Below are 22,271 nucleotides of genomic sequence, written 5' to 3' on the forward strand. Positions count from 1 at the left end.
GGGGTGGGACGCCGACATGGCTCGCGCGGTCCGTCTACCCCACGCCCTGGTCGTGCGGGACGGTGACGGTGACGGTGCAGCCGACCGGCCGGCCGATCTCGTCGTGGCCGCCGTACGTCAGCGTGTAGACCCGGTCCCCGCCGTTGCCGGCCCGTTCCGCCCGCAGCTTGCCGGCGGTGTCGGGCGTGCCGGCGGTGAAGTCGCTGACGTCCGCGGCGTCGCCGCCGGTCACGCTGGTGAGGGCGAACGCGTTCGGGCCGAGCACCCCGTCGCGCAGGTCCACGGTCACGGCCACGTCGACCAGTTCGTGGTTCGGCGGCCACAGGACCGGGCGGTCCACGGAACAGTCCAGCTGCCGCTGCGGCACCGGCTCGGGCAGCGTGGCGACCGCGTGGCCGATCGTCGCGGTGAGCCGCCCGCCGGCCTCGTAGTACATGTGCATCGTGCGGCCGTCGAGGTAGAACGTCGGTGCGGCCGACCGGCCCAGGTCGGGTGCGGTGCTCATCGAGTCGTGCACGATGCCGAGGTGGATCTCCTGGTCGAAGTTCTCGCCCACGTCGACGGCGTGCATGTTGCCGTCGGCGGCATGGAAGATCACCAGGTTGCGGTCGTTCCAGCGCAGGAAGAACGGTCCGGAGGCGTTGGGCCCCTCGACACCCTGCGGCGTCACGATCGGTTCGGGCTGGATGGCCCAGGTCCGCGCGTCGTTGGAGACCGCCCAGCGGATCCGGCGGGACACCGGCCCGGTCGGTCCGGGCGGCGCCGCCGTGGGGTTGTCCATGAAGACCATCAGGTAGCGGGTTCCCAGGCGCGGCACGGACTGCTCGAACACCCGGGCGTACGAGGTCTCGCCACCGGTCGTCTCGTCCCGGGCGACCGCCGTCCCGCCGTAGCTGAAGTGGATGCCGTCGTCGGAGGTGGCGTAGCGGGTTATCGAGTTCTCGCCGTGGTAGTAGAGGAACAGCTTGCGCTCGCCCTCCACCCACACCGCGTGCGGGGAGGACACGTGGCTGACGGTCGGGTAGTGCGGCAGCCAGGTGTTGCTGACCAGGGGGTTGGCCCGGTACTCGGTCCACGGGCCGTCGATCGAGTCGGCGTACGCGAGGGCGATGCCGCCGGGCCGTTCGTGCGGGGCGTAGTACATGTAGTAGGTCCCGAGCGGGTCGGCGAAGTAGTCGGCGGCCCGGATGACGCTCGGGAAGATGAACTCGTTCGTCGGGTTGTAGTCGAGGTTGCTCTTGTCGAAGGCGGTTCCCGCGTAGCTGAACCGCGGGAAGTCGAAGGCCGGGTCGGCGGTGGCCGGCGCGGCGCCGGCCAGGGTGGCGACGAGCAGGCCGGCGCCGGCCGCCGCCGTGACGGCGCGCCGGGGTGAGGGGACAGGTGCTCTCGTCATGCGTCTTCCTCTTCGGTCGGATCGGTCGAACGCGGGCTGTCCTGATCGGATGGCCGGAGCCGGTCCCGGGCGCACGACGCCGACGGTCGGCACCGTGGAGGCTCACCCCGCCTCGCCGCTCAGCAGGTGGTGACACGGAGTAAGGATGCGCGAGGACCCGACCGTCGACCGTCCGACCGGTCCACGGTGCTAATACGTATTAGCATCTATGTTTCTCGAATGTTGCGCGGTCGAGCGGCGTCCTGTCAAGAGGCGGCACCGTCCGCCGTGACGGCCACCCGCCAGCCGGCCGGACCGACCCGCCAAGGAGCCGGCACCTTCCGCTAATGCGCATTACTTCAGGGACTTCACCTCCACGAAATCTCGCGTCACCCTCTTGACACCGACGGGAGGGCACGCCAGGCTCCTTGCCAACGCCGAGCGCTAATACGCATTAGCCACACCGGAAGGACCCGTCGTGGCCACTCCCCCCAGACGCGTCACCCAGCGTGACATCGCCCGCTTGGCGGGCGTCAGTCAGGCGACGGTGTCCCTGGTGCTCAACAACCGGGCCGACGCGGAGGTCCGGATCGCTCCGGAGACCCGTGACCGGGTGCTGCGGACGATCGCCGAGACCGGGTACGCCGCGGACCCGGTGGCCCGCCGGCTCGCCGCGCGGTTCAACCGGATCATCGGCGTCTTCACCTACGAGCCCGCCTTCCCCAGCGGCAGCCGGGACTTCTTCCACCCCTTCCTGCTCGGCATCGAGGAGTACGCCGAGCGGGTCGGCTGCGACCTGCTGCTGTTCACCAGCGCACCCGTGGTCGACGGCCGGCGGCGCATCTTCCACCAGGACAACCGGTTGCGCCTGGCCGACGGGTGCATCCTGCTCGGGCGCGAGATCGACGGCGCGGAGCTCCAGCGGCTCAACCGCGACGGGTACCCGTACGTCGCCGTGGGGCGCCGCGACGACGCCGGTGGGCCGGTCCCCTACGTCGGCGCGGACTACGCCACGGCGGTGAGCCGGCTCGTCGAGCAGGCGCTGCACCGCGGCCACCGGCGCCTGGCGTACCTGAGCATGGGCGGCACCGCCGAGTCCTCCGCGGACCGCCGCCGTGGGTTCGACGCCTCCACCGCGGCCGCGGAGCACGCCCGCCAGCGGACCGCGACGGCCCGGGACGCCGACACCGTCCTCGACGACCTGCTCGCCGAGGGGACGACGGTCGCCCTCGTGGAGGACTTCGCCACCGCCGTGGCGCTCGAGTCGGCCGCCCGCCGGCGCGGGCTGACCGTGCCGGGCGGCCTGTCGATCATCACCCTCGGCGACCCGACGGCGCCGGTCCCCACCGACATCGCGTTCACCGGGTTCCGCATCCCCCGCGAGGAGATGGGCCGGCAGGCCGTCGAGGTGTTGCGGGGTGTCATCGACGGCAGCGCGGCCGGCGTGCAGCAACGACTCCTCCCCTGCGAACTCGTCGAGGGCGACACCCTCGGCACCCCCGAACCGGCGGCCGACCGCCGCTGAGGCGGTGCGGCCGCTCAACTGGAAGGAAGCAAGTGGTACAGATGCGTGCGGACGTCCTCGTCGTCGGGGGCGGACTGGGTGGCGTGGCCGCCGCGCTCGCCGCGGCCCGGGCCGGCCGGTCCGTCATCCTGACCGAGGAGTTCGACTGGCTCGGCGGGCAGCTCACCAGCCAGGCCGTCCCGCCGGACGAGCACTCCTGGATCGAGCAGTTCGGCGCCACCGCCAGCTACCGCGCCCTGCGCAACGGCATCCGCGACTACTACCGCCGCTACTACCCGCTGACCGAGCGCTCCCGCGGCTGGACCGACCTCAACCCGGGTGCCGGCTGGGTGAGCCGGATCTGCCACGAGCCCCGGGTGGCCGTCGCCGTTCTCGAGCAGATGCTCGCCCCGTACCGCGGCGCCGGCCGGTTGACGGTGCTCCAGCCGTACCGGCCGGTGGCCGCGGAGACCGACGGGGACCGGGTCACCGGGGTCACCCTGGCCCACCGGGACCGCGACGACCGGATCGACGTCACCGCGCCGTACGTCCTGGACGCCACCGAGACCGGTGAGCTGCTGCCGCTGACCGGCACCGAGTACGTCACCGGGTTCGAGTCGCAGGCGCAGACCGGGGAACCGAGCGCGCCCGCCGAGGCGCAGCCGATGAACATGCAGGCCGTCTCGGTCTGCTTCGCCATCGACCACGTCGACGGCGACCACACCATCGACCGCCCGGCCGGCTACGACTTCTGGCGGGACTACAAGCCGGACTTCTGGGGTGACCGGCTGCTGTCCTGGCGGTCGCCGCATCCGCGCACCCTGGAGATCGTCGAGCGCAGCTTCACCCCCAACCCGGACGACGACCCGTTGAGTGTCAATGCCGACCAGCGCCTCAACCCCGGCGACGGCAACCTGTGGACGTTCCGGCGGATCGCCGCCCGGCGCAACTTCACCGACGGCTCGTACGGCAGCGACATCACGCTGGTGAACTGGCCGATGATCGACTACTTCGAGGGCCCGGTCATCGACGTGCCGAACGCGTCGTGGCACCTGGCCAAGGCCCGGGAGCTGTCGTACTCGGTGCTGTACTGGCTGCAGACGGAGGCCCCCCGGCCGGACGGCGGCACCGGTTTTCCCGGACTGCGGCTGCGCGGGGACGTGACCGGCAGCCGGGACGGCCTGGCACAGGCCCCGTACATCCGGGAGTCCCGCCGGATCCGGGCCGAGTACACGGTGGTGGAGCAGGATCTCTCGCTGGCGGTGCGGGGCGACCACGGCGCGGTGCGGTACCCCGACTCGATCGGGGTGGGGATGTACCGCATCGACCTGCACCCGTCGACCGGTGGCGACAACTACATCGACGTCGGCTCCTGCCCGTTCGAGATCCCGCTCGGCGCGCTGATCCCGGAGCGGATGGAGAACCTGCTGCCGGCCGGCAAGAACATCGGCACCACGCACATCACCAACGGCAGCTACCGACTGCACCCGGTCGAGTGGAACGTCGGCGAGGTCGCCGGTCTGCTCGCCGACTTCTGTCTGGCGCGGGGCGAGTCCCCGCGCGCGGTCCGCGGCACCCCCCGCCTGCTGGCCGAATTCACCGACCGTGTCTCGGCTGCCGGCGTCGAACGGCGCTGGCCGCGGATCGCGGGCTACTGAAACCCCCGGTGAGGAGAAGGATATGAGAACAGGAAAGGGCCTACGCGTTGTCGCCGCGGCGCTGACCGGCGCCCTCGCCCTGTCCGCCTGCGGCGGCGGCGGCGAGGCCGAGGACAAGGGCCCGGCCAACCTCCGGGTGACCGTCTGGTCGGCCAACGAGGCGCACCTGAAGCTGTTCAACGAGATCGCCGACGAGTACCGCAAGAGCCACCCCGACGTCGCCGGGATCACGTTCGACCCGCTGCCGTTCGAGAACTACACCACCACGCTGACCACCCAGATCGCCGGCGGCAACGCCCCCGACCTGGCGTGGGTGTTCGAGAACTCCGCGCCCGACTTCGTCGCCTCGGGTGCGCTGCTGCCACTGGACGAGACCCTCAAGAAGGCCGAGGGCTACCAGTACGACGACATCTCCCCGGCCACCCTGAAGCTCTGGCAGAACGGCGGGAAGCTGTACGCGTACCCGTTCTCCACCTCGCCGTTCGGTGTCTTCGTCAACACCGACCTGCTCAAGCAGGCCGGCCAGAAGACCCCGGCCGAACTCATCGCCGCCGGCCAGTGGACCTGGGACGCCGCGCTGGCCGCCGCCGGCGCCACCCAGGCCGCCACCGGCAAGGCCGGCCTGGTCATCCGCGACTTCGACTACAAGGGCTGGGACAACCTGTCCACCTTCTGGACCGGCTGGGGCGCGCAGGCGTGGAGCGAGGACGGCAAGTCCTGTGGCTTCGCCAGCCCGGAGATGGTCGACGCGATGACCACCCTGCACAAGGCGATCTTCACCACGAAGGCGCTGCCCGGCCCGGGCACGACCGCCGACTTCTTCGCCGGTGACGCCGCCATGACGGTCACCCAGATCTCCCGCGCCTCGCTGCTGAAGGACGACGGCTTCGCCTGGGACCTGGTGCCCCTGCCCGCCGGGCCGAAGGGGCCGTACGCGGTGGTCGGGCAGGCCGGCATCGGGGTGATGAAGCGGAGCCCGCACGCCGACGTCGCCGCCGACTTCCTCGCGTTCCTGACCAACCCCACCAACTCGGCCAAGCTGGCCCAGTTCTTCCCGCCGCCGCGCCAGTCCCAGCTGACCGCGGAGACGCTGGCCAAGACGAACCCGAAGCTCAAGCCGGAGCAGTTGCAGAAGGTCGTCATCGACGGCATCACCAGCGGCGTCGTCAAGCCGAGCCACGCCGGGCAGGCCGAGATCAGCCAGCAGGTCCGCGCCGGGCTGGACCCGCTGTGGAAGCCGGACGCGGACGTCAAGGCCGTCCTGGACGGGGTCTGCGCCAAGATCCAGCCGATGCTGGCGAAGTAAGGAACCCGATGACCCGTACGGACACCAGGGTGGGCCCGGTCGAGGCCCGGCCCGCCCTGGTCCCGGCGCGGCCGTTCTGGACCAGCCGCCGCCGCGACCACCTCACCGGATACCTCTTCATCGCGCCGCAACTGATCGGCAGCGCGGTGTTCGTGATCCTGCCGCTGATCCTCGTCGTCTGGTACAGCCTGCACGAGTGGAACGTGCTCGCCGGCACGTTCGAGTTCGTCGGCACCGACAACTACGCGGCCCTGGCGGAGGACCCCAACCTCGGGTCGGTGCTGCGGGCCACCGGCCTGTTCTCCGTCGGCCTGGTGGTGTTCAACCTCGCCCTGGCGTTGCTGCTGGCGGTCCTGCTCCACCAGAAACTGCGCGGGACGATCGTGTTCCGCACCCTGTTCTTCTCCCCCGTCGTCGTGTCGCTGGTGGCCTGGACCATCGTGTGGGGCTTCCTGCTACAGGACAACGGCGGCGTCAACGGCCTGCTGGACACGGTCGGGGTGGACGGCCCGAACTGGCTGCGCGGCGACGGCACCGCGATGCTGTCGGTCATCGTCGTGCAGGTCTTCAAGAACGTCGGCCTGAACATGGTGCTGTTCCTCGCCGCCCTGCAGGGCGTGCCGGGCGAGCTGTACGAGGCCGCCGAGGTGGACGGGGCCAGCCGGCTGCGCCAGTTCTGGCGGATCACCGTGCCGCTGATCAGCCCGACGATCCTGCTCACCTCGATCATCACAGTGGTCGGCTCGCTCCAGGTCTTCGCGCAGATCGCGGTGCTCACCCAGGGTGGGCCGGGCACCTCGACCACGGTGCTCGTCTACTACCTCTACCAGCAGGCCTTCCAGTTCCATCACTTCGGCTACGGCGCCACGCTGTCGATCGTGCTGTTCGCCATCGTGCTCGCGCTCACCGTGCTGCAGTGGCAGATGCGCAAGAGGTGGGTCTTCCATGAGTCGTGACCTGTCGCCGCGGACCAAGCTGGTGCTCTACGGGGTGCTGCTGGTCCTGGCGATCCCGTTCGTCTTCCCGACCTGGTGGATGGTCACCTCGTCGCTGAAGCCGGTGTCGGACATCTTCGCCTTCCCACCGCAACTGCTGCCGGTCAACCCGCGGCTGGACGCGTACCAGCGGGTGTTCGAGTTGCAGCCGTTCGGCCAGCAGTACCTCAACAGCCTCTACATCGCCCTGGTGGTCACCGTCGGCACGCTGGCCGTGTCGGCCCTGGCCGGGTACGCCTTCGCGCGGATCCGGTTCCGCGGGCAGAACGTGCTGTTCCTGGTCGTCCTCGCCGGACTGCTCATCCCGAGCGAGGTGACGATCGTGCCGCTGTTCCAGATGTTCTTCAAGCTCGGCCTGGTCAACACCCACTGGCCGCTGATCCTGGTGCCGATCCTCGGCGCGCCGAGCGTGCTGGCGACCTTCATCATGCGGCAGTTCTTCATCAGCCTCCCCGGGGAGCTGGAGGAGGCGGCCCGGGTCGACGGGCTCGGCCGGTTCGCCACCTTCTGGAAGATCGCCCTGCCGCTGTCGCGGCCCGCGCTGGGCGCGGTCGCCATCTTCACCTTCCTGCACAGCTGGAACCTCTACCTGGAACCGATCGTCTTCCTCTCCTCGCCGGAGAAGTTCACCCTGCCGCAGGCGCTCACCCAGTTCGTCGACGCCTACGGCGGCCCGATGTGGGACGTCCAGCTCGCCGCGGCGTCGATGACCGCGCTGCCGGTGCTGGTGGTCTTCGTCATCGCGCAGAAGCAGTTCGTCGAGGGCCTCGCACACACCGGCCTCAAGGGGTGAGCGAAGCCGTGGTCGGCGTCGACATCGGCGGCACGAAGACCGCCGCAGCGTTGGTCGGACCGGGCGGTGCGGTGCTCGCGCGCCGCCAGGCGGCCACCCCCGCCCGGTCCGGGCCCGCGGCCGTCCTGGAAACCGCCGCGCGGCTGGCCGCCGACCTCCTCGACGCCGCCGGCCCCGGACCGGTCGGGGTGGGCACCGCCGGCACCGTCGACCCGGCGACCGGCAGCATCCGGTACGCCACCGACAGCCTGCCCGGCTGGACCGGCACCCCGGTCGTCGACGCGCTGGCCGGGCGGCTGGGTCGGCCCGTGCGGGTCACCAACGACGTGAACGCCGCCGCGCTGGGCGAGTGCTGGGCCGGGGCCGCGCGGGGCCGCCGCGACGTCCTGCTGGTCGCCGTCGGCACCGGGCTGGGCGGGGCGATCGTCCGGGACGGCCGGATCGAGACCGGCGCCCGCGGCGCCGCCGGCGAGGTCGCGCACCTGCCGGCTCCGGGCGCCGAACGGCTGCGCTGCGGGTGCGGGCGGTACGGGCACCTGGAGGCGATCGCCTCGGGCACCGGCCTGGCCGCCGCGTACGCCGAGAAGACCGGCTCGCCCGTCACCGGGCGGGCCGTGGCGGACCGGGCGGCCGCCGGGGACGCCGCCGCCCGGCAGGTGCTGGAGCGGGCCGGCGCCGCCCTGGGTGCCGCCCTGGCCGGGCTGGTGACCCTGCTCGATCCCCAGGCGGTCCTGGTCGCCGGCGGCGCGGCCGAAGCCCTGCTGCCCGCGGCGTCGAGCGCCTACGCGGCCGAACTGCCGGCGGGCTGGGCCGACGTGCCGCTGCGGCCCGCCGCGCTCGGGGCCGACGCGGTGGTGGTCGGGGCGGCCCGGCTGGCCCTGGACGAAGCGTGACGAAGGGAAGGACCAGACAGGTGAACGCCCTCGACGAGCTGGCCGGCGGGCTGGTGGTGTCCTGCCAGCCCCTGCCCGACGAGCCGGACGACCCGATGCGGGATCCGTACGTCCAGGCCCGGGTCGCGGCCTCGGTGGTACGCGGCGGCGCGGTGGCGGTCCGGGTCAACGGACCGGACGACGTCCGCGCCGTCCGCGCCGCCGTCGACGTGCCGGTGATCGGGCTGTACAAGCACGGCTCGGACGACGTCTTCATCACCCCGACGGCCGGCCACGCGGTCGAGGTGGCGCTGGCCGGGGCGCGGATCGTCGCGGTCGACGCCACGGACCGGCCACGCCCGGACGGGCGCACCTTCGCCGACACCGTCCGGGCGGTCCGGGAGCGGACCGACGCGCTGGTGCTCGCCGACGTCTCCACCGCGGCGGAGGGCGTCGCCGCCGTCGAGGCGGGCGCGGACGCCGTCGCCACCACGCTGTCCGGCTACACCGCCGCCAGTCCCCGGTCCGACCAGCCCGACCTCGACCTCCTGGCGCGGCTGGTCGCACAACTGCCGGTGCCGGTGCTCGCCGAAGGGCGGTACCGCAGCACCGAGCAGATCCGGCGGGCGTTCGAGGTCGGCGCCCACGCGGTGGTGACGGGCAACGCCGTCACCTCGCCGCTGTGGATCACCCGCCGGCTGGTACCGGCGACCCCCCGCGCGGGGGCCGCCCCGGAAAACAGGGAGAGCAGATGAAGAGACGGACCCTCCTGGCCACCGGCGTCGCCGGCGTCGCCGGCCTGACTGCCGTGACGATCGGCCGACCGGCGTCCGCCGCGGGCCGCGACCGACAGCCGACGGTGGCGCTGGTGCCGCTGGACGACCGGCCGGTCAACACCTACTGCCCGCGGCTGACCGCGGCGAGCGCCGGCGCCGTGGTGCGGCTGCCGCCCCGGGACCTGCTGGGCCGCTTCCTCACCCCGGGCGACGGCGCCGCCGTCGCCCGCTGGCTCGGCGCCACCGGCGACGTCGACGGGTACGTGATCTCGGTCAGCATGCTCGCCTACGGCGGCCTGATCGCCTCCCGCACGGCCGCCCCGACGCTGGCCGCCGCGCTGGCGAACCTGGCGGCGATCCGGGACCTGCGGGCGACCCGGCCCGGCGCGGTGATCGAGGTGCACGACACCATCCAGCGGCTCGCCATCACCAGCACCGGCACCGACCTGGACACCTACCGGGACCTGCTGGTGGAGTGGGCGAAGCTCCACGACCAGGTGGTCAACCTCGGGCAGGAGGAACTGCGGGCCCGGCTCGACACCGTCCGGGCGCAGATCCCGGACCGGGTGGTCGAGGACTACCTCGCCGCGCGGGCCCGCAACCACCAGGTCAACCGGCTGATGGTCGAGTGGGTCGCCGACGGCACCATCGACCACCTGGTGCTCTCCGAGGACGACACCGCGCCGGTCGGCCTGGCCCGGGCGGAGCGGGTCGAACTGGAGGCGCTGGTGGCCCGGCTCGGCGTCGGCGACCGGGTGGAGATCTTCCCCGGCGCGGACGAGGTCGACGCGCTGCTGGTCGCGCGGGTGCTCGCCGCCGGCGCGGCGCCGACCTACCGGGTCGAGTACGCCGGGATCTCCGGCGAGGAGTGGACCGCCCAGCTGGAGGGCATCCCGTTCGCGGAGAACATCCGCCGGCACGTGCGCGCGGTCGGTGGACGGGTGGTGGACGGCGACGCGGACATCGTGCTCGCCGTGAACACCCCCTCGGCGGCGCCCGCGCGACGGGCCACCGACCTGGACGCCTTCGTCGGGCGGATCGGCGCGCTGCTGGCCGCCGGCACCCCGGTGATCGTGGTGGACCCGCTGATCGTGAACAGGGCGGACCACGACCTGGTCGCGCGGATGGAGGCCCGGCTGGACCTGGTGTCCCTGCTGTCGTACTCGGGGTGGAACACCGGGGGCAACGCGCTCGGGTTGGCGCTGGGTCACGGCACCGCGCGCTGGGCCCACCTGCGCTCCTCCGGCAGCGGGTACGGGGTGCCCGAGCTGCGCGCGCCCGCCCAGGCGCACGCCGAGTACCTGCTCTACCGGTTCGTCAAGGACGACGTGTGGAAGAACGTGCTGCAGGTCGAGGCGTACGCGCACGCCCGCGCCCAGGGCTGGAACCCGCTCGCGCTCTCCCCCGAGCAGAAGAGCTACTTCGACGGCTGGGTGCGCGACCGCCTGGTGCCGCTGACCGAGCGCTACTTCGCCGACCACTTCGCCGGGCACCGCGTCCTGCTGGGCCGGCGGGGTGCGAAGACGTTCACGGCGACCGTGGCGCGCTTCGAGTCGGCCCGGGTCGAGCTGCCGTGGGACCGACTCTTCGAGGTGACGTTGGAGCCCCGGCTCCGGCTGTCCTGATCCGGACGGCCGCCCGCCGCCGTCCGCCTCCTCGTCCGAGCCAGCGGAGGCGAGACGTACCGGTGATCGAATCCCCACCCCGGCGGGCCGCCGTCAACCTCATGGTTCGGGGCACTCGCGCCACCTGCTGCGCGCTCGACCGCGCAGCAGGTCGGCCGGGTGGGTCGGATCCGCGCGGACGGCGACAGCGTGCCAGGACAGCTCACCGAGATCCTCGGCCCGATCGGGGTTGGAGACTGGGCGCGGATCCTGGACGTCCCCGTCTCACTACCGCCGCCCGCCGAACTGCCAGTTGTGCACCTCGATGTCGGCGTACCGGTCCGGGGTGAGGATGGCGCGTGCCGTGTCCGGGTCCGGCGCCCGGACCAGCGCCGCGGTACCCAGCCAGATGGCGCCGTTGTCGGACAGCAGCGGCCCGTACGCGATCAGCTCGTCCGAGTTGGGCGGCACGTCGAGGTCGGCGGCTTGCCCCGTACCGAGGCCCAGCACCAGGTACCGGTTGCCGCCGGCCCGGCCGCCGGCGAACTCCCACATGGTGCGTCCCAGGGTGTTGCGCCACCGGCGCAGCAGCACGTCACGGTACACGCCGGCCTGATAGTTGGGCTCGTCGAAGGCGAACGCGCGGGCGGCCGCCGGATCGGGCAGGTCGACGATGTGCAGGCTGCCGGTGGGCGTGTCGCCGTCGTCGGTGAGGGTGGGCCCCCGGGCGATCATCTCTGCCGTGTAGCGGTCCATGTAGGACCAGTGCTCTTCCAGCAGCTCCTCGCGCAGGGCGACGGAGCCGGGTCGGTCACGGTGGTAGCACAGGAACTCCATGCCCCACAGTCTCGACCGGTGGCGGACGCCGACGCGGACCGGGGCACCACCCGGCCACAACACCACCACGACGGACAACTCCCTCGCAGGCCGAGAGCGGCTCTTTCGTACGTGCCGGCGCGGAGCGCGGTGGGCCGGGAGGTTTTCGCCGATATCGCTTGGTGCGCTGCTGCGACTGATACCACTGTGGACACCGCGACGCCAACTATGGTTCGCTGATCTCGGTTGATCAAGTGTCTCTGGTCGCCTCGGCCGTACCGGAGCGCTACCGGGTGGAGGAATTGCGGATGAGCTGGTTACGGCGGGTGAGCCTGCTGGCGGCCATGACGGCGGCCGTGATATTTGGTGCCGCATCCCAGGCAAGCGCCGCAGCGGAGCCACACAACGTGGGCTGGCTGTACACCGTTGGTCGCGGTGGCGCGGCGTTCTTCGACGCCGACCTGGCGGGGCACCCGTCAGAGGAGAAACTGACGGTGTGCGATAACGCGTCCAACGGCAGAGGCGTTCGGGCCTATTACAGCGGAACCACCATTATCAACGGCACCGAATACGTACACACCTGGGAGGTCATCGACCCGTCCAACAACGGGATCTGCGGGACGTCCACCGGCAACATCTTCGCCGACGGGTTTACCGTGTACGTCGAGGTTTGTGAATACGCGGGGGATTGGGAAGGCAACTGCGCCCGCAGCAGTGGAGTGGCATAGGCCTGGGTGCCCCGCCGGACTGATCGGCCTGCGCGTCGGAGCCCGAGGCGTGCGGCCAACAGCGAGCCGGACGGAGGCAGAACTCGAGGTGCCCCCGGGCGCGCCTCGGAGGCACCTCCGCCGCATGGGCATCGGTTCAGCTCGCTACTCGGTGAAGTAGGCGGCGCTCTCCGCGTCCGCCGGGTAGTAGGACTCGATCGCCACCTCGTCGAGGGTGATGTCCATCGGGGTGCCGAACGTGGTGATGGTCGAGAACAGCCGCAGCTCTCGTCCGTCGATGCGGAGGATCATCGGGATCACGACGTCGGTGTCGGTCGCCTGGCTCGCCGCGTCGTCGGGTTCGGGCGCCAGCAGTTCCTCGTAGAGTGCGGTGAGCTCGGGGTCGGGAGCAGTGGCGAGCTGGCGTGCGATCCGGGTGCGGAACACCGCGCGCACGTCGGCCAGGTTCACGACCAGCCGGGCGAACCCGCGCGGGTCCAGTCCCAGCCGCACCAGGTTGACCGGCGGCCGCAGCAGCTCGGGAGCCACCTGCGCGAGGAACGGGTCGACAGCGCGATTGGTCATCACGATGTTCCACCGGCGATCGAAGACCAGCGCCGGATACGGCTCGTGCGCGCGGAGCACCCTGCGGATCGCATCGCGGACGGCCGACAGCGCGTTGTGGTCGAGCGGACGTTCGGCGTAGCGGGGTGCGAAACCCCCGGCGAGCAGGAGCCGGTTGCGATCGCGGAGCGGCACGTGGAGCTGATCGGCGAGTCGGAGGATCATGTCGGCGCTCGGCTTGGATTTCCCCGTCTCGACCAGGCTGACGTGACGAGCCGAGACGTCCGCGGCGATCGCCAGGTCCAGTTGGCTGAGTCCCCGGCGTCGCCGCCACTGCCGCAGGAGTTCCCCGACCGTATACACGATCATGCAGCGTACGCATCGTCGCGCCGAACGCCATGACATCCGAGTTCATCGACAACCGGAGCGGCCGCGGAAACACTGCGTCCATGACCATGCGGAACAAGAGCATCGTCCAACGGGCGCTGGCCGGGCTGATCGAGACACGTGACGTCGACGCGCTCGCCCCGTTCCTGAGTGACGACTTCGTCCACCACAGGCCGGGTTCCACCCCGTCGACGAAGGGGGAATGGCTCGCCGCCGTCCGCGCCGCGCTGGTGCCGCTCGTCGACATGCAGGTGGAGATCCATCAGGTGCTGGCCGACGGCGATCACGTCGTGGTGTACTCGCGGCGCTGGCTTCCGGATGCCGGACCAGAGATCGCGGTCGTCGACATCTGGCGGATCGACGACGGGTTGATCGCCGAGGGGTGGGAGATCATCGAGCCGGTGGCCCAGGTGGCCGCCAACCTGGCGTGGTGGGCACCTGCTCGGCGCTGACCATGCGTAGCCACCCACGATGCGCACCTCGCCGACGGCACCTGCCGCCAGGTCAGGTCCGCGTTCCTGCCTGCTCTGGCCGGATTCGCCGACTTGTCGTTGCAGGCGGCGGTGGCCGGGGGTGCGACGCCACCCGCACCGGCGACGTGGCCCGTTCGGGACTGCCCGCACGCCGTTTCCAGACCCTGGTACCGCTTCTCATCGGTGCCGCCGTGCGCCCGTACCCGGACGGAGGCCCCAGACAGGGCAGCGGGACGTCGGCCCGGTGCGGGTTGCGAGGATTTATCCCCGGGACCACGGCACGAAGGATGGCTCCGGTGGGTGCTTACGGAACCCTTAACTCCTGCTTGAGACCGTATGCCGGAAGACGAGGACCACGGCGAGCGGAAGCGTGCGGGTACTGGTGGCGGACGACGATCCGAGGACGCAGCAGTAACCGGCAAGTGAGCGAGGACAGACATGACGCGGGTGGACAAGGCGGAGACCGGGCGGGACGACGCCAGCAGCCGGGATACCGGCGCCGGGACCTGCCGCGCCCGCATCCGCCGGGCGGTACGCGCCGCCTCCCGGCCGGGCCCCTGGAAGCGCGGCCGGGTGCTCGCGGCGCTGGCGCTCCTGCTCGGGCTCCTCATGCTGCTGCACGCGAGGATCCCGAACCGGATCGGAAACCTCGGCAGCCTGGTGGAGACCTTCCTGCCGTGGTTCGGGCTGTTCATCCCCGTACTGCTGGTCGGGGCGCTGTGGCGTCGCTCCGCCTCCGCGGTGGCCGCGCTGCTGCCGGCCCTGGTGTGGCTGAACCTCTTCGGCGGCCTGCTCGGCGACAAGTCCCACCCGGGCAGTGATCTCACCGTGGCCGAGCACAATGTCGGCGCCGGCAATCCCGACCCCGCCGGCACCGCCCGCGAACTGGCGGCCTCCGGGACGGACGTGCTGGCCTTGGTGGAGCTGACCGAGCAGGCCCGGGGAACGTACGAGAAGGAGCTGGCGACGGCGTACCCGTACCACACGGTGCGGGGCACGGTCGGGTTGTGGAGCAAGCTGCCGCTGTCGGACACCCAGCCGGTCGACATCAAGATGGACGCCGGACCGCTGGCGGCCACCAAACCGGCCGATGTCAAGAATGCCTACACCCGGGCGCTGCGCACCACGGTGACCACGGACCAGGGCCCGCTGGCGGTGTATGTGGCCCACCTGGGCTCCGCACGGGTCAATCCCAGGGCGGGATTCTGGACCGCCCACCGGGACAGGAACGCGCAGGCGCTCGGCGAGGCCATCGCCGCCGAGCAGAACGAGCGGGTGGTGCTGCTCGGCGACCTGAACGGCACCATGGACGACCGCGCGTTCGCCGACATCACCTCCCAGCTGCGCTCAGTTCACGACGCGGCCGGGGATTGCTTCGGCTTCACCTGGCCGGCAGAGTTCCCGATGGTGCGGATCGATCAGATCATGGTCCGCGGCGTGGAGCCGGAGAGTTCGTGGGTGCTGCCGGCCACCGGCAGCGACCACCTGCCGGTGGCGGCCGGAATCAGCTGGTGAGCGCCGGGTAAAGGCTGGCGCTCCACCTCCTGCGGCAGGGAGCACCGTCCACGACCGGACCGACCCGTGCAGCTACTCGTGAAGGCCAATGCCGCCGACCGGGCCCACCACCTCTCGGCCGAGCGGGTGCTGCACGACGGCGCTCGCGGCGTCCGCGCCGAGCGGGTGACCGTCCAAGCCAAACCCGCCCGTCGAGATCGCGAATCGCCCCGGTTACCGTCGAGCAGCGCCGAGGATCAGCACAGGCTGTTCCGGATCCGGCGGAGACCGTTCCGGGCCGGACCCGGTGGCGGCGACGGTGGATGCGGGGCCGTTTCAACCCCGCATCCACCCGCCGTCAGCCGATCGGCGTCACCGGCACGTCCCGGCGCACCGTGCCGTACGGCGCGTCGAGGCGGAGCCGCGCGGCGCCGGGGAAGTGACCGGCGGCGTTGACGGCCAGGTCCCACTCACCCAGCGGCAGCCGCAGCGTGAAGGTGCCGCCGGCGTCGGTGACAACCTCCTCCTCGACCTCCTCCAGCCGCAGGAACTCCACCGTCGCCCCGGCCAGCGGCGCGCCGGTCGTCGCGTCGGTGACGACGCCGGTGACGGTGCCGGGCGGCAGGAACCGCACGGACTGCCCGGAACGGAGCCGCTCGTCGTGGTAGCTGTACTCCTGCGCGTGGTAGGAGTCGGCGTCCTCGATGCCGACGGTCGCGCCGTCGCCGCGTCCGGCAGCGGTGTCGGGCAGCAGCCGGTGCTGCACGTCGACGCGGCCGTTCTCGTGCAGCACCGCGTCGACGCTGATCCGCTCGCCGTCGAGCAGCATGTCCTGCCAGGAGACCATGAACCGCCGGTTCGGCGCGGTGCCGGCGGTGCCGTGGGTCACCCGGGACGACGCGTCCATGGCCAGGCCGTCCCAGAACGCGTACACCGCGGCGTCCGGGCTGGACGTGCTGGGCAGGAAATTGTTGGAGCCGCTCTGGTGGTCCGACGGCTCGAACGTCAGGTAGCCGTAGCGGGACACGTACGCGGTGCGGTACGGCTGGCCGTACAGCCGGAACTCGAACGGCAGCGCGACCGCCGTCGGCGGCCCGTACTCGCTGGTCGTCACCGTCGTGCCGGCGAAGCTCGGCTCCACCGAACCCAGCAGGCACTGGTAGCCGAACCCGTCCGCGCCGTCCACCACGCCCATCGGGGCGATCACCGTGACATCGTTGACGGCGTCGCCGCCGATGATCGTCGGCAGGTAGAGCCGCCCCTCGCGCTGGCAGCCGGGGACGCTGGCGTAGACGTAGGTGGCCACGTCGGACTCGGGGACCTTGGTGAACCGGTACGCCCCGTCCGCGCCGGTGGTCATCCGTACGATCGGCAGCTCGCTGTGCGAGAGCCACACCTCCGCCCCGCGCACCGGTTGGCCGAGCGAGTCCCGGATCACGCCGCTCACCGTGCGCTCGTTGAGCGACAGCCGCACGTCGTGGCGCACCCGCTCGCCGCTGGTGTCCAGCACCACGGTGGACCGGTGGATCCCGAACGTGACCAGGGAGACGTCGACGGTGTACGTGCCCAGCGGCAGGTGCAGCACGTACGTGCCGTCGGCCGCGGCGGTGGTGGTCACCGCCGGCGCGTCACCGGTGACCGCCGAGACCAGCGCGTTGGCGGCCGGTGACCCGTCGGGCTTGGTGACCGTGCCGTACAGCGACCCGGCCGCCCGGAACGTGATCGCGCTGTGCGGGCGCAGCGCCGCCACGTCGCGGGAGTACTCCAGCCCGACCGAGCCGGTCTGGTTCTCCACACCCACGCTCGCGCCCGCGCCGCGGGCCACCGCGGCGGAGGTCAGGTCGCCGTAGTGCACGGTGACCGCGCCGGTCTCCGACAGTTCGGCGGCGAAGGTCACCCGCTGGGTCTCGTCCTCCCAGAAGGTCACGTTGCGCCACTCGACCACGAACCGCCGGTCCGGCGCGGTGCCGTAGCTGGCGGTCCGCACCGTGGCCTGGGCGTCGACGACCAGGTCGTCCCAGAACGCGAAGACCGACGCGTTCGGCGTGGACGGGTTGGGCACCTCCCGGTTGATGGAGTTGTCAGCGGCCCGGTCGAAGCTGAGGAACCCGTTGGTGGCCACCCACATGGTGGTGTGGTTGCGGCCGTAGAACGGCACCGGGAACGGCAGGTTCACCTGCACCGACTCGTCGTCACCGGTGAGCGCCAGCGCGGTGGTGCCGGTCGGGAACGGCGCGGTGGTGCCGTTGCACTGGTAGCCGGAGCTGTCCACCTGCGCCGGCGGGTACAGATCCACCGTCTCCGACCCGTCGACCGTGATCTGCCGGCTGCCCGCGCTGAGGCAGCGGCCCGCCCCGAACGTGAGGGTGTACCCGCCGACCGGCACGTTGTCGATCCGGTACGCCCCGTCGGGGCCGGTGACGACCGGGGGCAGCGGCGTGGCCAGCAGCTTCACCGCGATGCCGGCCGCGCCCACGCCGCCCGGGTCGCGGACCACCCCGCTGATCGGGTGCCGGGGCAGCGCGACGAGGGTCAGGTCGGCGGTGGCGGTGCTGTCGGCGGTCACGGTGACCGAGGTGGCGCCGTCGCCGAATCCGAACGCCTTCACCGCCACGGTGTAGCCGCCGGGCGGAACGGTGACGGTGTAGCGGCCGGTGGCGTCGGTGGTGGCCACCCGCTCGGTGCGGTTGGGCCCGGTGAGCCGCACCGACGCGCCGGCGACCGGTCCGTCGGCCCCCCGGACGGTTCCGGTGAGCGTGCCGCGGGGGCCGCGGGGCGCGGCGGCGACCGCGGCGTGCACGTCGAGGCGGCCCTTGCCCCACACCGGGTTGTCGGCCGCGGTGCCGCCGCACTGGGCGTCGGCGACGTCGACCGCGCCGCCGTCGAGCAGGGCCCGGGTCGCCGGGATGTCGCCGATCAGCTCGGGGGCCGCCGACCAGAGCAGCGCGACCGCCCCGGAGACGTGCGGCGCCGCCATCGAGGTGCCGTTGTACGCCTCGTAGCGTCCACCCGGCAGCGAGGAGACCACCGCGACGCCGGGCGCCGCGATGTCGGGCTTGATCTCCGCGGCGGCCGTGCCCCGGCTGGAGAAGTCGGCGATGGCGCCCTCGGCGTCGAACGCCGCCACCGCGTACGCCTGGGTGTAGTCGGCGGGTGATCCGACGGTGTCGCAGCCGGGGCCACTGTTGCCCGCGGAGAAGACCGGCATGATGCCGACCTCGATCCACCGGCTGACCACCTGGCTGTAGAACGGGTCGCTGTTCGGCGACCCCCACGAGTTGTTGACGATGTGCGGGGCGAGGTCGGGACGGCTGGTGAAGGTGTCGTCGAACGGCGCCATCACCCACTCGCCGGCCAGCAGCAGGGCCAGTTCCGTGCAGCCGCTGCCGATGCAGCCGCGGGCGGCCACCCACCGCGCACCGGGTGCGACGCCGATCTGGGTACCGGCGCCGTCGTCGCCGACCATGGTGCCCATGGTGTGCGTGCCGTGGCCGTTGGTGTCGCAGGGCGCGGTGCGGCACTGCCCGTACGGGTCGTACCAGTTGAACCGGTGGTCGAAAACGCCGTCGCCGACGTTGCCCCGGTACTGGCGGACCAGCGCGGGGTGGTCGAACTGCACCCCGCTGTCGATGTTGGCGACCACGATGCCCTCACCGCGCACGCCGTAGCGCGACCACACCTGCGGTGCCTGGATGCGGTCGATGTTCCACTCGACCGCCGCGGCCGCCGCGACCCGCTGCGCCGGGGTCGGCTCGGGCAGCTGGAAGGTGCGCATGGTGCGTACGGTGCGCACCTCGGGCCGGCGGGCCAGTTCGGCGGCGAGCTTCGCGTCGGCGTCCTCGACGTGGACCGCGTTGACGATCCAGAACGGGTGGTGACCCACCTTGCGCTGGGTGAGCAGTTGCCGGATGCCGCGCTGGCTGCGTTCGGCGAGCGCGGCCAGGGTCCGCTGGCCGTAGGCGGTGCGCTGGGCGTGGGTGCGCAGCTCGCGGGCCGGGCGCAGATCGGCGCGCTCGACCAGTTCGACGATCAGGTCGGCGGTGCGCCCGCCGGCCAGCGTCTGGCGCGCCGCGGGCTGGAGCTTGTCGGGCGCGGCACCGGCCACCGGTGCGGGAGCGGTGAGCAGCGCCGCGGCCAGCACGCCGGCCACCGCGGCGGCGAGCCGCCGCACGGCGCGGGACCGCGGGGCGGGAAGGGATGGATGCATGGAGGTCCTCGTCTGGGCGTGCGGTGGTGGCGGGCGCGGGTGCGCCCGCCACCACCGGAGAAAGAATCAGCCGACGTGCGTGTCGAGGTACGACAGCGCCTGGTTGGCGGTCAGCCCGGACAACGCCGGGAAGTTCGCCTTGCCGAGTTCGGTCTCGATGACCGACGCCAGTTCGCCGCCACCGGCCGCCCGGTCGGCGGCCGCGTAGTCGCGCAGCAGGGTCTCCACCTCGGTGAGCATCGCCGCCGTCACCACGGTGGCGTCACCGTCCGGGGTGCCGACGGTCTGCAGCACCGGTTGCAGTGTCTGCATCGCGTGGGCGGTGCGCCGGCGCAGGTCGTCGTCGGCGGTCATCAGCGCGATCGCCCGGTCGCTGCCGTCGGCGTAGATCACCTCGTAGTGCCGCAGGGCCGGGGTGCGCCCGTCGGTGAACAGGTCCCGCACGTGCAGCAGCGCGCCGAGCACCGCGTCCACGCCCGGCCCCTGGGGTTCCAGGCCCTCCGGGCCCACCCCGGTCAGCGAGGTGTCGGCGATGCACAGGCAGTCCTGCCGGTCCTGCTCGTACACGCCGTCGACACCGACCGCGGTCCACGCGGCGGCCGCCTCCTTGGCCTCGGTCGAGCCCTTGCCGTACAGCTTGTTGGCCGACTCGATGAAGCCGACCCGGGAGTCGGTGAACCGGGCCCGCGGGGCCAGGTACGTGGTCAGGGTGCGGTAGGCGATCCGGGCCGCCTTCTCGATGCCGATCTTCTGCGACAGCAGGTAGAACGCCTTGTTCTGGATGCCCGAGTTGGTGTGCACGCCGCCCATGTCCAGGCAGCTGCGCTCGAAGTCGCGGTAGTGGCCGGGATCGCCGTACGACGGCGGGTCGGCCATGCTGCGCAGCGGACCGCCGGGGATGCCGGTGCCGACCAGCCAGTCGTTGCTGCCGGTGGCGAACTTCTCCACCGCCTCGGCGAAGATGTCGGAGAAGCTCTCGTTGAGCGCTCCGGACTGGTACATGTACCACAGGTCGGCGGTCTCGAAGGTGACCCCGTGGGTCAGTTCGTGCGCGACCACGTCCAGCTTGGTCATCTCCTCGCCGAACACCATGGTGTCGATGACGTCCGGTATGAACATCGCGTTGCGCATCGGTCGGTCCGGGTTCTGCCGTACCCGCACCAGCGCCCGCAACTGCCCGCCCTCGTCGTCGAAGCTGTCCCGGCCGAAGGTCTGGTGGAAGTAGTCGTAGGTGTCGCCGAGGTGGTCGTACGCCTCGTCGACGTCCTGGATGCCGCTGGGCCCGTCGCCCTCCGCCCGCTTCGGCGACACCGGCACCTTGTCCTCGGAGAGCTTGTTCAGGTCGTAGATGCGCCGGTTCTTGGCGTGCGCGGCGCGCGGCAGCGCGTACACCAGCCGCCCGGTCGCCGCGTCGACGAAGTACGACGTCGACACGCCCTGGCCGGCGTCGGTGAGCCAGACGTGCCAGGCCAGCACGGTCGGCGTACGCCGGCCCGGATCGGCGCCGGCGGGCAGCAGGTACAGCTTCGCCGGCTCCACCAACGAACCGTCGGGCAGCGCGCGGCGGGCGTTCGCCGTCGCGGCCTCCGCGCTGACCGCTGCGCTGACCCGGTCCACGACCAGGTCCGGCTCCAGCGAGTTGGTCAGGAACTCCACCGTGCGGCCGGTCGCGTCCAGGTGCACGCCGACCCGGGAGCCGTAGACCGGCACCCCGCCCACGTGCTGCTCGAACCACACGTGCCGCTCGCCGGTCGGCTCGCGCTGCTCCCGCAGCGGCCGCAGTTGGGCGCTCGCGTCGGCCACGCCGAACAGGCCCGAGTTGCGCCGCAGCCAGCCCGGCACGTCCCCACCGAGGCGGCTGGACAGGCTCAGCATCGACGGCGTCCCGCGCCACGGCTCGAACGCGGCGAGCGGTGCCTGCCCCTGCTCGGCGGTGACCCGCGCGAGCGCGGCGGACACCCCGGCGCGCCGGTAGCCGGTGGGTGCGGGCGTCGGGTCGCCCACGAACGGCACCACCCGCTCGGCCGGAGGTCGCGCCGGCTGCGCCGCGGCCGGCTGCCCGACCACCAGGCCCGCCGCCACCAGCACCAGGGCGAGCACCCCGGCCCGGGCCGGAGTGGCCAGCGCCCGCGCCCGGCGCCGGGGCAGCGCGGCCGCGACCAGCTGGGCGGTTCCGGCCCAGGCCAGGGCGGCCAGCCCGGCGAGCCAGGCCGGCGAGGCGAGCTGCACCAGCGGGTCCGTCGTCGTGGCCGCGCCCGCGGCGGACAGGCCGCCGATCAGGGCCGCGTAGCCGCCGGCCGCCAGTGCGGCCGCACCGGGCGACCGCGGGCGGCGGCGGGCCCGCCAGGCCAGCAGCACCGCGGCGGCCAGCGGGCCGGCCACCAGCAGGGCCAGCTGGGAACCGCTCAACAGCAGGGAGATCGGATACAGCCGGCCGCCGGTGGCGCCGATGCTCCAGTCCAGCGGCGCGCCGGTGCTCGCGGCGACCGCGGCGGCCAGGCCGGTCAGGTCGCCGGCCAGGTAGGCGCCCACCGGCCCGGCCGCGCCGCCGGCCAGCGACCGCAGCACCAGCCAGCAGACGGCGACGGTCAGCGCCGCGGCGAGCAGGGCGTCGCCCCCGGCGACCAGCCACGGTCGCAGGCGGCGTACGAGTACAGGCACGATGAACCTCCCAGTGGGCGCGATGGGCGGGTGACGTAGGTCCCGAACGGATCGATCCTCGTGAGATCCGGGCGCGCGAAGG

16 protein-coding genes are annotated in these 22,271 nt (G+C 72.3%); 11 read left to right on the forward strand and 5 right to left on the reverse strand.

Annotated features, from left to right (window positions below):
* Window positions 1-34: 34 nt before the first annotated feature.
* Complete coding sequence (locus tag Q3W71_RS00840) at window positions 35-1,393, reverse strand: hypothetical protein (RefSeq protein WP_302917345.1); 1,359 nt, start codon at window positions 1,391-1,393, stop codon at window positions 35-37.
* Window positions 1,394-1,850: 457 nt separating this feature from the next.
* On the opposite strand from Q3W71_RS00840, the gene Q3W71_RS00845 reads away from it, so the two are divergent.
* The 8 genes from Q3W71_RS00845 to Q3W71_RS00880 are packed head-to-tail and all read left to right on the forward strand — an operon-like array spanning window position 1,851 to window position 10,901.
* Window positions 1,851-2,897, forward strand: coding sequence for a LacI family DNA-binding transcriptional regulator (locus Q3W71_RS00845; RefSeq protein ID WP_302917346.1), 1,047 nt, complete (start codon window positions 1,851-1,853; stop codon window positions 2,895-2,897).
* A gap of 41 nt (window positions 2,898-2,938) precedes the next feature.
* Entirely contained in the window at window positions 2,939-4,534 is a 1,596-nt protein-coding gene (locus tag Q3W71_RS00850; protein ID WP_302917347.1) for an FAD-dependent oxidoreductase, read from the forward strand.
* 22 nt (window positions 4,535-4,556) lie between these two features.
* Complete coding sequence (locus tag Q3W71_RS00855) at window positions 4,557-5,840, forward strand: sugar ABC transporter substrate-binding protein (protein ID WP_302917348.1); 1,284 nt, start codon at window positions 4,557-4,559, stop codon at window positions 5,838-5,840.
* Between the two features lie 8 nt (window positions 5,841-5,848).
* Window positions 5,849-6,796, forward strand: coding sequence for a carbohydrate ABC transporter permease (locus tag Q3W71_RS00860; RefSeq protein WP_302917349.1), 948 nt, complete (start codon window positions 5,849-5,851; stop codon window positions 6,794-6,796).
* On the forward strand, window positions 6,786-7,628 hold the full coding sequence (locus Q3W71_RS00865) for a carbohydrate ABC transporter permease (protein WP_088993179.1): 843 nt from the start codon (window positions 6,786-6,788) through the stop codon (window positions 7,626-7,628). The genes Q3W71_RS00860 and Q3W71_RS00865 overlap by 11 nt, the downstream gene beginning before the upstream one ends.
* Window positions 7,625-8,521 (forward strand): ROK family protein, encoded by an 897-nt coding sequence (locus tag Q3W71_RS00870; protein WP_302917350.1) that lies wholly within the window; start codon window positions 7,625-7,627, stop codon window positions 8,519-8,521. The genes Q3W71_RS00865 and Q3W71_RS00870 overlap by 4 nt, the downstream gene beginning before the upstream one ends.
* 20 nt (window positions 8,522-8,541) lie before the next feature.
* Complete coding sequence (locus Q3W71_RS00875; RefSeq protein WP_302917351.1) at window positions 8,542-9,255, forward strand: N-acetylmannosamine-6-phosphate 2-epimerase; 714 nt, start codon at window positions 8,542-8,544, stop codon at window positions 9,253-9,255.
* Window positions 9,252-10,901 (forward strand): DUF4127 family protein, encoded by a 1,650-nt coding sequence (locus Q3W71_RS00880; protein ID WP_302917352.1) that lies wholly within the window; start codon window positions 9,252-9,254, stop codon window positions 10,899-10,901. The genes Q3W71_RS00875 and Q3W71_RS00880 overlap by 4 nt, the downstream gene beginning before the upstream one ends.
* Before the next feature lie 267 nt (window positions 10,902-11,168).
* Here Q3W71_RS00880 and Q3W71_RS00885 read toward each other — a convergent pair whose 3' ends face one another.
* Window positions 11,169-11,717 (reverse strand): YciI family protein, encoded by a 549-nt coding sequence (locus tag Q3W71_RS00885; RefSeq protein ID WP_302917353.1) that lies wholly within the window; start codon window positions 11,715-11,717, stop codon window positions 11,169-11,171.
* Between the two features lie 233 nt (window positions 11,718-11,950).
* On the opposite strand from Q3W71_RS00885, the gene Q3W71_RS00890 reads away from it, so the two are divergent.
* Entirely contained in the window at window positions 11,951-12,424 is a 474-nt protein-coding gene (locus Q3W71_RS00890; RefSeq protein ID WP_302917354.1) for a hypothetical protein, read from the forward strand.
* 144 nt (window positions 12,425-12,568) lie between these two features.
* Here the strand turns inward: Q3W71_RS00890 and Q3W71_RS00895 are convergent, their stop codons facing one another.
* Complete coding sequence (locus tag Q3W71_RS00895) at window positions 12,569-13,336, reverse strand: helix-turn-helix domain-containing protein (RefSeq protein WP_302917355.1); 768 nt, start codon at window positions 13,334-13,336, stop codon at window positions 12,569-12,571.
* 29 nt (window positions 13,337-13,365) lie between these two features.
* Between Q3W71_RS00895 and Q3W71_RS00900 the strand changes: the two genes are divergently transcribed.
* The gene (locus Q3W71_RS00900) at window positions 13,366-13,806 is read left to right on the forward strand and encodes a nuclear transport factor 2 family protein (protein ID WP_302917356.1); all 441 of its coding nucleotides are present in this window, start codon (window positions 13,366-13,368) and stop codon (window positions 13,804-13,806) included.
* 459 nt (window positions 13,807-14,265) lie between these two features.
* On the forward strand, window positions 14,266-15,342 hold the full coding sequence (locus Q3W71_RS00905; RefSeq protein ID WP_302917357.1) for an endonuclease/exonuclease/phosphatase family protein: 1,077 nt from the start codon (window positions 14,266-14,268) through the stop codon (window positions 15,340-15,342).
* Window positions 15,343-15,679: 337 nt separating this feature from the next.
* On the opposite strand, the gene Q3W71_RS00910 is transcribed toward Q3W71_RS00905, so the two are convergent.
* Both Q3W71_RS00910 and Q3W71_RS00915 read right to left on the reverse strand, forming a co-directional pair.
* Window positions 15,680-19,528 (reverse strand): carboxypeptidase regulatory-like domain-containing protein, encoded by a 3,849-nt coding sequence (locus Q3W71_RS00910; RefSeq protein WP_302917358.1) that lies wholly within the window; start codon window positions 19,526-19,528, stop codon window positions 15,680-15,682.
* Between the two features lie 66 nt (window positions 19,529-19,594).
* Window positions 19,595-22,189 (reverse strand): M4 family metallopeptidase, encoded by a 2,595-nt coding sequence (locus Q3W71_RS00915; RefSeq protein WP_302917359.1) that lies wholly within the window; start codon window positions 22,187-22,189, stop codon window positions 19,595-19,597.
* Window positions 22,190-22,271 lie beyond the last annotated feature (82 nt).

Origin of the sequence: Micromonospora sp. C28SCA-DRY-2 (assembly GCF_030519475.1) — a bacterium.
In the GTDB taxonomy this organism is placed as follows: Bacteria; Actinomycetota; Actinomycetes; order Mycobacteriales; family Micromonosporaceae; genus Micromonospora.